We start from the raw sequence: 15,146 nt of genomic DNA, 5'->3' as shown, positions 1-15,146 counted from the left end.
CGATGCTGTGACGGATTCCGGAACGGGTGCCGATGATGACGGAACATCGGCGTCTCCTGTCAGCAGTCAGGATGACCATCCCTATTTCCCACCGCCAGTGCTTCCGGTTGTTGTGGCGCCTCATGGCGTGCGTTTTGACTTCAATGACGGTGCGCGCGTTACGGTTCCTGCCTTATCTGACGGGGAGGGGCAGTGGCATATCCGGCTGTCTGATCATGTCACGGGCAACATCCTGTTTGATGCGCGGCTGAAAGGTGGCGCCGTCAGTTCGACCAAGAAGTACCGGGTGCCGTTTACGGTGGATGTCTGGCTTGAAAAACCGGATGCGGACCCTGAACCGGTGGTCCATCATGACATACATCTTGCGGACCGCCCCGTTCTGGTTCAGCTGCCTGTCGGGACGTTGGGTGACACGTTGGCCTGGCTTCCGGCGGTCATCCGTTTTGCACGGGAGAGTCGTGCACGGTTGACGTGTTCTGTGGCGGATGTGATCCTGCCGCTGGTGAAGGACGCCAATCCGGACATCACGCTTGTCGGCCACGAGATTGCACGCCGGGATGCGGGTTTTACTAAGGGGTTCTATGCCACCTACAATCTGGGTCTGTTTTTCAAGGATACGGATTTTACCCGCCAACCGACGGATTTCCGGCATGTGGGGCTGCACCGGACGGCAGCTTATATCCTGGGTATTGATCCCTGGCATGATGACCCGCCGGCCATCACCATTTCCGACGTTGCAAGCCCTCCGGTCGAAGAACCATATGTCGTCATCGCCACTCAGGCCAGCACGCAGTGCAAGTACTGGAACAATCCGGGAGGCTGGCGCGAGGTCATCGCGTTCCTGAAGGATGCGGGTTACCGGGTGATCTGCATCGATCAGAAGCCGTTTCATGGCACGGGATATGTGTACAATCACATTCCACATGGCGTGGAGGACGAAACAGGAAACCGGCCTCTGACGGAACGGGCCAGATGGCTGAAACACGCGTCATTCTTTATCGGGCTTTCCAGTGGGCTGGCCTGGCTGGCCCATGCAGCTGGAACGCCGGTCGTGATGATTTCCGGCTTCACGCATCCTGATAATGAATTTGCGACGCCCTACCGGGTCATCAACTGGCACACCTGCAATTCCTGCTGGAATGACTCGAGACATCAGTTTGACCACAAGGACTTCTTCTGGTGTCCCCGTCACAAAGATACACCGCGGCAATTCGAATGTACCCGCCTGATTACCGGCACGCAGGTCATCTATGTGATCCGCAGGCTGATGGAGACTCGCGGATTGCCGGGACAAGGGGAAAAGGCAAAGGCCCAGGAACAGGAATAAACAGACGGAAGGAGCGGAAAATTCCATCCGGTCTGCCCTGAATCAAGGCGGGACAGTGCGTTTTCTGGTATCGCAGGTGCGGCTCTGGTAATAGCGGGGCCATATGTTCCACAGGATCGCGGCTCTGCCGGGCCGTAATTGTCATGCTGGTGGTTGTTCTTGTCCATGTCTGATGTTTCCCAGCCGATCCGCATTGTTGCGCTTTATAACTTCACGCCTTTTGAGGATTGCGCCTCCCTGCGGGAGCCGCTTCTGGCGCTCTGCGAGCGTGAAGGCGTCAGGGGTATTCTTCTGCTTGCGCCGGAAGGGATCAACGGAACGATTGCGGGGTCGGATGAGGGAATGGAGCGTGTTCTGGAGCATATCCGTGCGCTTCCCGGCTGCGGGGATCTGGACATCAAGGAATCCCGTGCGCCCGCCATGCCGTTCCGGCGCCTGAAAGTCCGGATCAAGAAAGAAATTGTGACGATGGGGCAGCCGGGTATCGATCCGCGCAAGGATGTCGGTCAGTATATTGAGCCAGCGGAGTGGAATGCCCTGATTTCCGACCCGGATACGATCGTGATCGATACCCGGAATGATTACGAAGTGGCTATCGGGACATTCAGAGGCGCGGAGGATCCGGGAACGCGGACGTTTCGTGAATTTCCGGAGTGGTTTCGCAGCCGGCGGCGCGAACTCGAAGCACAGGGCCGCATGCCCAGAATTGCCATGTTCTGCACAGGCGGTATCCGGTGTGAGAAATCAACGTCTTTCGTCAAGGCGGAAGGGCTGGATGAGGTGTACCATCTCAAGGGTGGTATCCTGAAATATCTGGAGACAGTGCCGGAAGAAGAAAGCCTCTGGGAAGGGGAATGCTTTGTGTTTGACCAGAGGATATCGGTGCGGCACGGGCTGGAAATCGGCAGTTATGACATCTGTCATGCCTGCCGCCGTCCCATCAGCGAGGATGACAAGGCGTCTGCGCTTTATGTGCAGGGTGTGTCCTGTCCGCATTGCCATGATGAACGCACCGAACAGCAGCGCCACAGATATGCCGAGCGTGAACGACAGGAAGAACTGGCTCTCGCACGGGGGATGGGTCATCTGGGCGAAAGACAAGACTGAACCAGTCTGCCTGAAGAGACCCTATATGCTAATATTCGGGGTGAACTATCTGTAAAAACGTTTCATGTATGCATTGTTATGCTTCCTGTCTTCTGCCCTCTTCTTGCAGATGGTTCGGACAGATTATAAGACTGGACCGGAGTACTGGATGAATATCCGCATACAGAAGACGTGATACCGGTCTGAGCCTGTTTTCGGATTGCGGTGTCCGGTCAAAGCAGGAGGGAAACATGGCCACGATCAGGGACGTCCATCAAGCCGCGCAATCGGGATGGAAGGTCCCTTTTACGGGCAAGACGCTCTTTCAGATCGGCAAGGACATGCGGCCGGCCATAGACCGCTTCATCATGCGTCATTCCCTGTTGCCAGATCAGCCGGTCTTTGACCGGTCTACTTTTCCCTGGATGGAAATGCTGGAGAACAACTGGGAGGTCATCCGGGACGAGGCCCTTCGTCTTCGCGGTGATGATATTCCCTCGCTTAAAGACCTTTCCCCGGAGCATGGGCGTATTGCAGCCGATCATCGCTGGAAGTCTTTTTTCCTTGAAGGTTACGGGTATCAGCGGCTGGAAAACTGCGCTTGTGCCCCACTGACAACCGGCCTTCTGCTTCAGATACCGCATCGCGTGACAGCGACGTTCTCCGTTCTGGAAGCGGGCGGAAGGATTCCCCGCCATTACGGCATGACCAAAGGGATGCTGACCTATCATCTGCCCTTGCGTGTGCCGAAAGACAGGGAAAACTGTTGTATCCAGATCGAGGGTAAAGACAGGCGGATCGTCTGGTCCTGGGAAGATGGCAAGTCCTTGTTGTTTGATGACATGTATTTTCATGAAGTCTGGAACAACACGGATGAAGACCGGTATATTCTGCTGATTCAGGTGGAACGGCCCTGTACGGGGCCAGCAAGACTTCTCCAGAAGGTTTTTCTGTTTGTCGTGCGTCATACACGCTTCGTACAGCGGATCAGAAAAAAGCTGGATGAAATGCATCGGCAGAAGAAACCGGTTTGAAACTCCTGATCAACTGTTGCAGGGCATAATCTGACCCAACTGGAGCGTTCGAAAACCCACTAGTTCTGAAGGGAGTGCTCTGTGATTCTGTTTCTCCTGCCTTGATTAAGAAGGATAAGGCGGTCTTGTCGGAGCGGGTTGCGGGCTCGACGGAGCATTATCTAAAGACATTTCTGGGTAATCTGCCACGCACGACGGATTGGTAGCATGCATAAGCAGCGGACAACGAGGACCGCTGGCGTTAACAGGCTCTATCGGGCTGGAGGTCGACGGTTTGCGCGACATTGTCCGCAGTTATGTTCGGAGCGCCTTGAGTGATGTGAAGGCGGTTCTCGTGATTGGTGAGGCTGGCTTTCTCAGGAAAAGCAAGCCATTCTGTGATGTGGGACGTCATCACACGGGTTAGGCTGGCAAGATCACGAACTGTCAGATCAGTCTGTTTGCGGCCTATGTGGTCATATCGCGGGGTCATGCTTTTGTGGATCGCGCCCTGTATCTTCCCAAAGCCTGAACTTCGGATCCGGTACGGTTGTCCGCAGTCTTTGTTTCTGTGGATGTGACGTTTGCGACTAAGTCCACTCTGGCCTGACAGATGATCGAGCGCAGTCTGCAGGCCGGCTTTCCTTATCAAATAATGGGTTGCTGCTGACAGTGTTTATGGCGTGGGTGAGATCGAGATGGGTCTGCGTCATGCTGCAAAGGGTTACGTTCTGGGCGTGGTAGGAAACCATTGGTTCAACTGTTGGGGGCTGGGAAAAAGACTGGTCGCGGGAGAAGCTCGTGACATCACTCGGGACGCTCCGGAAAATGTCTCGGTCTTCCTGTCGACCGAACACGGAACGAAAGGCGAGTGCCAGTATGACTGGCTTGATGCCTGCTCGCCGAACTCGAGAGGACAGACTATACTCGGATGATAGAAGGGCTTGGGGCCAGAGGACTGCTCGTGCGGCGAAATCCGGCCGACGGGGATCGCGCGTGTTTTAATCTCTGGTGCCCTTTCAGAGACAATACTTGAAAAATTTGTCCAGGTTGAGGGGATGCGTTGGCGGATCAAGGACGATTTCAGAAAGGCCAAGAATGAACGCGGCCTCGATCACAATGAAACTAGGTTCGTGCACAGCTGGTATTGTCATGTGTTGTTTATCATGCTGGCCTATGCCCTGATGGCTGGCATGCAGGCAGGAGCACGCAGGTGAGAGGCTTCCCAAACAAAGGCAACCAGTCCGGCACGAGCTTGATCCGGTGGTCCATTCAGGAAATTCAGCGTCTTATCTTCAAACTGACTCAGTGTCAGATCTCCATCAGCCACATCCTGCACTGACCATGCTTCTGAAGACCATATTAGGCAACTGCTTATGCCTCCTACCTGAAAACACAACTGTAGTGATAAATGGCCCCTAGGAAAGCCATTGAAGTTGTATAATAATAGAGAAACATACAAATTTGGACCAAAAAGAGAAAAAAATGACCGAACAATACAAATATAAGTACTCAATTATGACATGCTGCCGTTGGGAATACAATAATATATCAGAATGGATATCATACCATAAAGAATTGGGTTTCAATCATATTTATATATACTGTAATGATGATGATCCAAGAGATTTATATACAAATTGTATTCCATTTCTTTCTGAAGAAAATAAATACGTGACATTTATTCATTGCACGGAGGTAGGGAATCAAGCTGGAATGATATTAGATTTTCTGAAAAGATTTAAAAATGAAACCGAATGGATTACTTTTCTAGACATTGATGAGTTTTTTTTACTGAGGAATGTGGATAATGTCGGGAATTTTATGTCTAAATTCCAAGAGGATGATGCTGTTTATTTCAATTGGTCGATGTTTGGGACAAATTCTTTCGAAAAAAGGCCTGAGGGAAGTGTTCTGCTAAATTATTTTTACAGAGAAGAAACGCTTCACCCTCTAACAAAAGTAATATCAAAAACTAAAATATATTCAGATCAGTGGATTGAAAAAAATCCAAGTGATTCTATTCATCACGGAATAAGCAATTACTTAATTAATTTTAAATGCGTTAATGTTATTGGGAAAAGTATAAATGATATAATTGGTGGAGATGCCGATAATTTTATTGAAAATCAGGCTAAATATTTATCGAACAATTCGAACCAGATACGATCTGTCGCCGTGGTAAATCACTATTTCATGAAATCAAATGAGGATTTTATCCGGCGTTGGCAACGTAGTGTAAGCAAGACTTTTTCCAATCAAAAGATTTGGAAAGATGCATTTGATAGTGGTAAATACAAAGAGATAATTAAGTTATCCAATGTAAAAGATACTTATCTACGAGATTTTTGGAGAAAAAAGACCAGCGGCGCATTTCAAATTACTATTGGAGATAAAAGTGTAATTATTTCTAAAGGTAAAAAATGTACTCAAAGTTCGATATCAGAATGGTCCAAAGGTTCTTCGTTAGAAGAAGATGCAACTTTTTTAGTGGAAGATGTAAAAGAGAGTGCGTATAATAATCATACCTCTCTCGAAGATAACCCTTGGTGGATGATAGACCTCGAATCCATAAAAGAAATAAAAGAAATAAAAATATATAATAGAAACGATTCAGTATTAATCTCAGAGAGAATAAAAAACATAGCTATTTATTTTTCAAATTTCGGTGATGAATGGAGAAACAAGATTTCCATCTCCGATATAAATTGGGGAGATGAAAACATATTATTAGTAAATCTTATGGAAAATCCAATAGATGCACGATTCTTAAAAATAGAAGTTGTTGGAGAAAATTTTCTCCACTTTAGGGGTGTGGAAATATATTAAAAGAAAACTAAATATTTAGGATAATTAGTTATAATTTATTAGAGATTTTTTGGAGATTTACGGATAAGCGTTTCGTCATAGCATAAGGTTTTTCCATAGCGATATGGATCATGGCCTCTGCGATGTCGATCCGCTATTCGTAGTTCTTTACAAAGTGACGTAAGCTGATCATTCAGCCGAATGTCCGTTCAACGATCTATCGATATATAGAGTCCTAGGGTCTGTTAGGTCTTGATATAGTCTGCTGTGGTCGCGATGAGGGTGACGGAGAGGAAAGGTGCGGTTGTCTTCTCGTATTGCGATAGCCCTCCAATCCCTGAGTCTTACCCAAAGATTTTCGACCAGATGCTGGTGCCTGTAAGCTCATTTCGGATAGGCGACCTCTGGATCATTTGTCTTGGGGGAATAACAGGACGAGATCTACGGCTCCAGAGATCTTCACGGAATTTGTGCGAGTCGTATCTATAATTCCAGATGAGATAGGTCGGTGGAGAGAGTAAATTCAAGCAGGACCTGGGCACACGGCAGTTCTTTGTACACCTGTCCGGACGACAACGAAGGACAATGCCCTGCTGTGGCCGTTTGCAACAACTACACAGCCCCTAGTGCCAGAAAATCACGAATATCATCAGTCGAAGGGTCTTTGGTGGAATTTTTCCCTTTAGCCAGACTTCTTCGATCAGAAAAAACAGACTGCATTATGCTAATTGCAAACATCCATGCAGCCCAGTCTGTCATTCAAGGCCTAGTAGGCATTAGCAGAGGGTCAAGTCCTACCTGAAGAGATTAAACGATAATTCCAGTAAATAATTCTTTTGAAGTATGGCTCTTATAATTACGCTTTACCGATGATGTCATCGAAATTTTCGGATGTTTTCCCATAACTCAGCGTCAAACATAAGTTTGAGTGTGTGTTGGCTAGAGAATTTTCTCAAAAATAACTGTTTTCTGGAGAAAGTCAGGACTTGTTGGTGAACCGGCTGGGACTCGAACCCAGGACCATTCGATTAAAAGTCGAATGCTCTACCAACTGAGCTACCGGTTCATCCGCACGCTGGCTACCCCACAATCCGTGGAGGCGTCAACCTCCAAACCACTAAAATGTCTCTCCTTTTGTTCGGTCATGCTGATTTGGGAGAATGGCTTCAAGAATTTTGTATATTATGTTATAACATAACTAAATTTGAATACTCTTTTTCGGGAGGCCATCATGTCCACCTCTTCTTTCATTATGGCACATCGGAATGAACAGAGTGGGAAACCGGTCGTTGCGGTTGTGGCCAATGACCAGACAATCCGGCATGAGATCTGGCGACGCTTTTCCGGAGATGAATGGGAAGCATTTGATCAACTCCCTCTGTCTGTTCGACAACGTCTGAACGAGCATGTTTATAACGCGTGGTCAGTCAATGTTCTGATGCTCTGGAAGCATTACAAACGCGTTCACGGACGTTCGCCGCGCGCGGAGCGGGCGCTGATCCGGTACCTTGATTATTGCGAACGACTGGAACGCAGGGCTTTTGCGGAACGTTATATGGAGCAGTACGGTACGCTTTACCCCCATGATGCTGCGCGGGCCACCATCCTGCGTCAGGAACCACAAACAGAAACGCCCTGACCGGAAATCCGGTCAGGGCGCGTAGCGGAAAAACAGTCTGTCAGGAGCCGCAATCAGGCTTCGACATAAGCTTTGACGATCGTGTCAGGGTCCTTGACCACACCGCCAGCACCAGAGCCGCGCTTGATCTGGTCAACATGCTCCATGCCTTCGATCACCTTGCCGACGATCGTGTACTGGCCGTTCAGATGCGGACTGGCGTCGAACATGATGAAGAACTGGCTGTTGGCGGAATGGGGTGCCATCGTGCGGGCCATGCCTACTGTACCGCGTTCGAACTTTGCCATGTCCGTGAATTCGGCCTTCAGGTCTGGATAGGAGCTTCCGCCCGTTCCTGTGCCCGTCGGGTCACCGCTCTGGGCCATAAAACCTTCAATGACGCGGTGGAACTTCACCCCGTCATAAAAACCTTCGCTGGCCAGTTTTTTCAGTCGTTCAACGGCAAGCGGGGCTAGATCGGGACGCAGTTCAATGACGACCTTGCCGCTCTTGAGTTCGAAAACAATCTTGTTGCCCTCGGGTACCTTGGTATCGGACATGCGGAAAACACCTTTCAGAAAATAATCTTGGACTCTATGTCGGTTCCCGATCCAGTTTCGACAAGACAATCCGTTCAACATCTTTGCTGACAAAAGGAGAAATATCTCCTCCCAGTCGGGCAATTTCCTTGACGATACGGCTTGCTGTCGAACGGTTCGTTTCCGATGCCAGCAGAAAAACTGTTTCGATTTCCGGCGCCAGTCGACGTAACACGCCGGAGAGCTGGCTTTCGAAATCGAAGTCTCCGGCCGAACGCAGGCCACGGATCACGGTGCCGGCTCCGGCCTGCCGTACGGCAGTGACCAGAAGCGTATCGAACCCGATGACTTCGATCCGTGAGGCATGAGGCAGCTTTGCCACTTCGCGGCGCATGGCATCCAGCCGTTCATCCAAGGACAGAAGGGGCTGTTTGCCTTCGTTGATGGCTATGCCGACCAGAAGCCTGTCAAACAGTACCGATGCGCGCTCTATGATGTCGAGATGGCCGAAAGTCACGGGATCGAACGTGCCGGGATAAAACCCGACACGTGGATCACCCTTACTCATCCGTAGAAGCGTCCCCATCCGGAGCTGGTGTTTCGCTGTCTGCCGGGCCGGCGTCACCGATGACTTTGGCCCCGGCTTCGGACGTTTCGTCAATGTCCCCTTCCTCTCCGTCATCCTCGACGACCGGGAAGACGCAGATGACCGTCTCGCTGTCATTCAAGCGGAAGAGTGTGACCCCGCTGGCCTGGCGTGCCATGACACGCACCTGCGATACGGGCAGGCGGATCAGGCGTCCCGTATCGGTCACGAGCATCACGTCCGTGCCATCCAGCGTCGGCAGGGTTCCAACAACTTCCTTGCCCCTGCGGTTGGCGGAGAAGGTCATGTTCGTGATGCCCTGACCACCCCGTCCGGAGACGCGGTAGTCATAGGCCGAGGACCGGCGTCCATAGCCGCCATCAGTGACGGTTAGCAGGATTTCCTCTTGCCGCTCCAGTTCCTCGAAGCGCTCCTGCGACAGGTCACCGATGATTTCCACGGCTTCCTCATCACCGGAGACGGTGTCGTCGTCGCTTTCGCCGATAGCGGCGTTTTCGGCGCGGCGTTTGGCATTGGCCATCCGAAGATAGGACGCGCGTTCTTCAACGCTGGCATCCACATGGTTGAGGATGCACAGGGAAATGACCGTATCGCCTTCACCCAGACGGATACCGCGAACGCCCGAGCTGCCACGACCCGCGAAAACACGCAGCGTGTCGTCCGTGATCTGGAAGCGGATGCAGCGGGCGTTCTTCGTCGCCAGGAAGACGTCCTGTCCTTCACGGCATGTTGCTACGCCGATCAGGGAATCTCCTTCATCCAGTTTCATGGCGATCAGGCCGGACGAACGGATGTTGCGGAAATCGCTCAGACGGTTGCGGCGGACATTGCCGCTGGCCGTCGCAAAGACGAGATGCAGGTCTTCCCACAGTTCCTCATCCTGCGGCAGTGGTAGGACGGCGGTAATGGCGTCCGATCCCAGTTCCGGCAGCAGATTGACGAGGGCACGGCCTTTGGATGTCGGAGACGCTTCCGGCAGATGCCACACCTTTGTGCGATAGGCCTTGCCCCCGGAAGAGAAGAACAGCACCCACTGATGGGTGTGGGCGTTGAAGCTGCGGACGATGACATCGTCCCCCCGCCGTCCGGCCGCCGTCCGGCCACGTCCCCCGCGGTTCTGGGAGCGGAACATCTCGAGGGGCGTGCGCTTGATGAAACCGTCACGGGTAATGGTCACGACCATCTGGCCCGGCTCGATCAGGCTTTCATCGGACTGGTCGCCCAGCGCATCGGAAATCTCCGACAGGCGAGGGGTGGCGATTTCGGCCCGGGCCGCCAGAAGTTCGTCACGCATGACTTCCATGCGGCGGACATGGCTTTCGATGATTTTGAGCAGTTCGGCGATCTTTGCCGCGACTTCGCCCAGTTCCCCTTGGATCTTTTCACGTTCCAGGCCTGTCAGGCGCTGGAGCCGCAGTTCAAGAATACCCCGGGCCTGCGCTTCCGTCAGGCGGACCCGCCCGTCAATGATGACATTGCCCTCATCGTGGATCAGTTCCAGCAGGGGCTGGACGTCCGAGGCTTCCCAGTCACGGGCGAGAAGCGCCTCGCGGGCTGCGGCGGCGTCCGGGGCCGCGCGGATCAGGGCAATGACCTCGTCAATGTTCGCAACAGCCAGAACCAGTCCGACCAGAAGGTGTCCACGGTCACGGACCTTGTTCAGATCGAACCGTGCCCGACGCAGGATGACGTCCTCGCGGAAGCGGATGAAGGCTTCCAGAACGTCTTTCAGTCCCATCGTCCGGGGCTTGCCCTCATCGAGCGCCAGCATGTTGACGCTGAAGGACGTCTGGAGCTGCGTGAAACGATAGAGCTGGTTCAGTACCACTTCCGGTGTGGCATCGCGCTTGAGTTCAATGACCACGCGCATTCCGGACCGGTCGGACTCATCGCGGATATCAGAAATGCCTTCGACTTCCTTGGCGCGGACAAGATCGGCAATCTTTTCCTGAAGTGTGGCCTTGTTCACCTGATACGGGATCTCGGTCACGATGATTGCCTGACGGTCCTTGCGGATCTCCTCGATCTCGGCCCGCGCCCGGACAGGAATGGACCCGCGGCCCGTTTCGAACGCCTTGCGGATGCCGCTGCGCCCCATGATGATTCCGCCGGTCGGGAAATCCGGGCCGGGGATAATCTGCATCAGCTCATCAAGTTCGATCGCGGGATTGGCGATCATCGCCAGTGTGGCGTCGATGACTTCAGCGGGGTTGTGCGTCGGAATGTTGGTGGCCATGCCGACGGCAATACCCGAAGCGCCGTTGACCAGCAGGTTCGGGAACGACGCCGGGAGAACCGTTGGTTCGTTCTCGCTTTCGTCGTAGTTCGGCTGGAAATCGACCGTATCGCGTTCGATATCATCAAGCAGGAAGGATGCGGACTTCGCCAGGCGCGCTTCGGTGTAACGCATGGCTGCCGGGCTGTCGCCATCGACCGATCCGAAATTACCCTGTCCGTCGATCAGCTTGACGCGCATCGACCAGTGCTGCGCCATCCGGACCATGGCGTCATAGATCGAGCTGTCACCGTGCGGATGATATTTACCCATCACGTCACCGACTGCACGAGCCGATTTGCGATAGGGCTTGTCTGATGTGAAGCCGCTCTCCCGCATGGCGTAGAGAATGCGACGATGAACTGGTTTGAGCCCGTCCCTGACATCGGGCAGGGCGCGCGACACAATGACCGACATCGCATAGGCCAGATAGGAGGAGCGCATCTCCTCCTCGATCGTTACCGGAAGGCGGTCGGAAGGAACAAGATCAGCCGGCTCGTTCAGGTCGCTCAAGACAGGTCCACCATACTAGGATTCAGTTTGTACAGCATACCGCATGCCGGTCTGCTGCGCCACACCTGCCCCGCGGCTCGCATGATGGCAGGTGTGGTGCTTGCCCTGTTCCGGAGTCATCCGCCCCGCAGAGGCAAAATGAGCTTCGTGACCATTTTCCGGGCGTTTCCTGGGGTAATGACCCCGATCAACGAATCATTAACGAAAAACGGGCAGAATCACCGTTCGGTTTGCATATTATTAACTTGTTTTGTGTCTGTCTTGCAGTTAACAAAAGACCAACATTGGCCAGAAACCTTCTTGCTGGCAGACTTACGGATATGAATAATGACCGATAATACAACGGATTATAAAAGCGGCGAGCAGAGCTTCCACCAACATGACGACCAGTGGCGCTGGACGGGACCTGCCACCGGTGGTGACTGGTCCGATCCGGCAAACTGGACGCTGTATAACAGCCAGAACCAGCCGGTTGATACGTCTGGTTCGTCCTATAATGGCGACGCCATTCCGCAGAGCGAGCAGAACGCCGACGTCAACGTTGGTTATGACAATAATACCACGCCGTTTACCGTTGTGGACAATGCCCCTGACTACACTCAGATCCGCAGTCTCAGCGTCTGGCAGAACAGCACGCTGAAAATTACTGCACAGAGTGACAGTAGCGATCAAGGCAATGTCTTTGCCACGGCTGGCTTTGAAAACGACGGCACGATCATCGTCGACACCCCGTCCAAGGTCGAGTTTGGCGGCGTTACCATGAACCGCAGTGATGGTACGTTCACCATTATCAACAACCATGGCAACGTGACCTTTGATGACGGACGTTTCAACAACGGTGGCACGCTCAATCTGATCAACGCTTCTCTCGGGACGGCGGATCAGCCCATTAACGTTGCTGGCGGCACTATCAACCTCCAGCAGAACAGCACCCTGTACGCCAATGATTATGGAGCCGGGGCTACGATCAATGTCGATCCGGCCACGGTCAATACGATCTATCTGAATGACCGCTATTCCAATGACAGCGGCACGGTTCAGGGCACGGTCGTCAATGGCGTTTCCGCCAATACGCAGTTCGGCATCCTGTCGGGCTCTTCCCAGCCGGTTTCCGCTGACTACACGCAGAATTCCGACGGGTCCTACACCTTGAAGATCAGCCTGCAGGACGGTCGTTCCATCACGTTCCCGACCGTCACTACGGCAGATGGCTACACGCCACCGGCACATGAGGCGATCGTTCAGGACGGCACGAACGGCTGGCTGATCGAAAGCCCGACCGCTTCCACGGTTTCTTACACGGGCAGCGATCTGCACCAGCAGCTCTCTGTGATTGCAACGGATGCCCAGAATGCCGGGGGAGCTACCTCCCAGTACAGCAGCAACAGCAACAGCTTCCATCAGCATGACGACCAGTGGCGCTGGACGGGACCTGCCTCCGGTGGTGACTGGTCCGATCCGGCAAACTGGACGCTGTACAACAGCCAGAACCAGCCGGTTGACACGTCCGGCGAGTCCTATGGTGGTGACGCCATTCCGCAGAGCGAGCAGAATGCCGATGTCAACATTGGCTATGACGGCAACACCACGCCGATCACCATTGTGGACAATGCCCCTGACTACAACCAGATCCGTAGCCTCAGTGTCTGGCAGAACAGCACGCTGAAAATCACCGCGCAGGGTGGCACCGACTACCAGGGCTATGTTTTCGCGACGGCCGGTTTTGAAAACAACGGTACGATCCTCATCGATACCCCGTCCAAGGTTGAACTCGGCGGTGTGACGATGAATCGCGACGGCGGTGTCATCACGATCGTCGGCAACCAGAACAACGTCATTTTCGATAATAATAACGTCAATAACGGCGGAACGATCAATCTGGTTAATTCTGCTCTTGGCAGCCCGACTGATCCGATCTGGGTGAATGGCGGAACGGTCACTCTTTCCCAGAACAGCAGCCTGTACCTGAATCCGGGTGAGTCGCTGAACACCATCAATGTCGATCCTTCGACGGTCAACACGGTCTATGTCGAAGCCAATGGCTTCCTACATGGAGGAAGTGCCAACAGCCAGAATGTCATGGTCAACGGCGTCTCCGCGAACACGCATTTCGGCATTTCCGGTGTGACGTCCGCACCGAAGACCGCGACCTATACGCCAAACGATGACGGCTCCTATACCCTGACAGTCACGCTGGCCGATGGCCGGACCCTGACTTTCGGCGACATCCACACGGCTGACGGCTATACGCCCGATGCATCTGCAACCATCGTTCAGGACGGCACGAATGGCTGGCTGATCGAGGACAAGGGGGTCACGGTCTGCTTCCTTGGTGGCAGCCTGATCCGCACGCCTGACGGTGACGTGGCGGTTGAGGATCTGCGTCTGGGCGACACCGTGGTGACGTTCGTGAACGGCGAAGCAGCGGAACATCGGATCACATGGGCCGGCAAGGCACATCAGATGGTCCAGGCGGGCGTCTCCGATGACGAGGCTGGCTACCCGGTCCGCATCTTCAAGGATGCCATTGCCGAAAACGTGCCTGCCGCTGACCTTCTGGTTACACCCGAACACTGCCTCTTCCTGGAAGGCAGCTTCGTGCCGGCCCGTATGCTCGTGAACGGTCGTTCCATCGTTTATGACCGCTCCTACACGTCCTATGACTACTTCCACATCGAGACGGCCGAACATTCCGTCATCATGGCAAACGGGATGCTGACGGAGAGCTATCTGGACACCGGAAACCGCCGCTCCTTCCGTCAGGATGGCACGCTGGTTGCTCTGGGTGGACAGATTCGTGACTGGGCTCATGACGCAGCAGCACCGCTGGCTGTCGAGCGTGCCATCGTCGAGCCCCTCTTCCGCCGGATCGAAAGCCGCGCCATTGAGGCCGGTCTCGAGAACACGGCTGTCGCACCGGTTCTGACCACGGATGCAGACCTGTATCTCGTTTCGGATCGTGGGGAAGTCATTCGCATGGTCCGTCAGGCTGGTGACCGGGCCATGTTCATGATCCCGTCCAGTGTGAAGACTGTGCGGATTGTCTCCCGGACAAGCCGTCCGAGCGACACGGTCGGTCCGTTCGTTGATGACCGTCGCCAGCTTGGCGTTCTGGTGGGTGGCGTTACCCTGTTTGACTCGGGTGTTACGGTCTCCATCGACCAGCATCTGACGGATGCCGGCCTTGCTGGCTGGGATGTTCAGGAAGCTACGGCCTGCCGCTGGACGAACGGTAATGCCGTCCTGACGCTGGGTCAGCGTCAGCCGAACAGCATCGGTATGCTGGCCATTCAGGTTCTGGCAGCCGGTCCGTATGTTCTGGAAGATGGTGCCGAAGGCGTCATGGTCGTCAACGTCTGA

10 protein-coding genes and 1 tRNA gene are annotated in these 15,146 nt (G+C 53.5%); 7 read left to right on the top strand and 4 right to left on the bottom strand.

Annotated features, from left to right (window positions below; all coding sequences use genetic code 11):
* Positions 1-7 precede the first annotated feature (7 nt).
* The 5 genes from GMO_RS08370 (at position 8) to GMO_RS08350 (ending at position 6,255) form a co-directional block, all read left to right on the top strand.
* Entirely contained in the window at positions 8-1,327 is a 1,320-nt protein-coding gene (locus GMO_RS08370) for an autotransporter strand-loop-strand O-heptosyltransferase (protein WP_050801448.1), read from the top strand.
* Between the two features lie 165 nt (positions 1,328-1,492).
* Positions 1,493-2,434, top strand: coding sequence for an oxygen-dependent tRNA uridine(34) hydroxylase TrhO (trhO, locus tag GMO_RS08365; RefSeq protein WP_008851926.1), 942 nt, complete (start codon positions 1,493-1,495; stop codon positions 2,432-2,434).
* Between the two features lie 230 nt (positions 2,435-2,664).
* A complete protein-coding gene (locus tag GMO_RS08360) occupies positions 2,665-3,447 on the top strand; it encodes an aspartyl/asparaginyl beta-hydroxylase domain-containing protein (protein WP_008851925.1) in 783 nt (260 codons plus the stop codon).
* Between the two features lie 662 nt (positions 3,448-4,109).
* Positions 4,110-4,361, top strand: a complete 252-nt coding sequence (locus tag GMO_RS14190; RefSeq protein WP_008851923.1) for a hypothetical protein — start codon at positions 4,110-4,112, stop codon at positions 4,359-4,361.
* A 550-nt stretch (positions 4,362-4,911) separates the two neighbouring features.
* Positions 4,912-6,255 (top strand): discoidin domain-containing protein, encoded by a 1,344-nt coding sequence (locus GMO_RS08350; protein ID WP_008851920.1) that lies wholly within the window; start codon positions 4,912-4,914, stop codon positions 6,253-6,255.
* Positions 6,256-7,224: 969 nt separating this feature from the next.
* Here GMO_RS08350 and GMO_RS08345 read toward each other — a convergent pair.
* A tRNA-Lys gene (locus GMO_RS08345) sits at positions 7,225-7,300 on the bottom strand.
* 186 nt (positions 7,301-7,486) lie between these two features.
* Between GMO_RS08345 and GMO_RS08340 the strand changes: the two genes are divergently transcribed.
* Positions 7,487-7,873, top strand: coding sequence for a DUF6525 family protein (locus GMO_RS08340; protein ID WP_050801447.1), 387 nt, complete (start codon positions 7,487-7,489; stop codon positions 7,871-7,873).
* A gap of 53 nt (positions 7,874-7,926) precedes the next feature.
* Here the strand turns inward: GMO_RS08340 and GMO_RS08335 are convergent, their stop codons facing one another.
* Genes GMO_RS08335 through gyrA form a run of 3 tightly spaced genes read right to left on the bottom strand, consistent with a single transcriptional unit; the run spans position 7,927 to position 11,786 of the window.
* Positions 7,927-8,412 (bottom strand): peptidylprolyl isomerase, encoded by a 486-nt coding sequence (locus GMO_RS08335; RefSeq protein ID WP_008851918.1) that lies wholly within the window; start codon positions 8,410-8,412, stop codon positions 7,927-7,929.
* 34 nt (positions 8,413-8,446) lie between these two features.
* Positions 8,447-8,959, bottom strand: coding sequence for a pantetheine-phosphate adenylyltransferase (gene coaD / locus GMO_RS08330; protein ID WP_008851917.1), 513 nt, complete (start codon positions 8,957-8,959; stop codon positions 8,447-8,449).
* On the bottom strand, positions 8,952-11,786 hold the full coding sequence (gene gyrA / locus GMO_RS08325; protein WP_008851916.1) for a DNA gyrase subunit A: 2,835 nt from the start codon (positions 11,784-11,786) through the stop codon (positions 8,952-8,954). Before gyrA ends, coaD begins: the two co-directional genes overlap by 8 nt.
* Positions 11,787-12,113: 327 nt before the next feature.
* Here gyrA and GMO_RS13570 point away from each other — a divergent pair, with 327 nt between their 5' ends.
* Positions 12,114-15,146, top strand: coding sequence for a Hint domain-containing protein (locus tag GMO_RS13570; protein WP_008851915.1), 3,033 nt, complete (start codon positions 12,114-12,116; stop codon positions 15,144-15,146).

Source organism: Gluconobacter morbifer G707 (assembly GCF_000234355.1).
Lineage (GTDB): Bacteria > Pseudomonadota > Alphaproteobacteria > Acetobacterales > Acetobacteraceae > Gluconobacter > Gluconobacter morbifer.
Note: the sequence above shows the minus strand (reverse complement) of the source record. Positions and strands in the feature narration are given on the sequence as shown.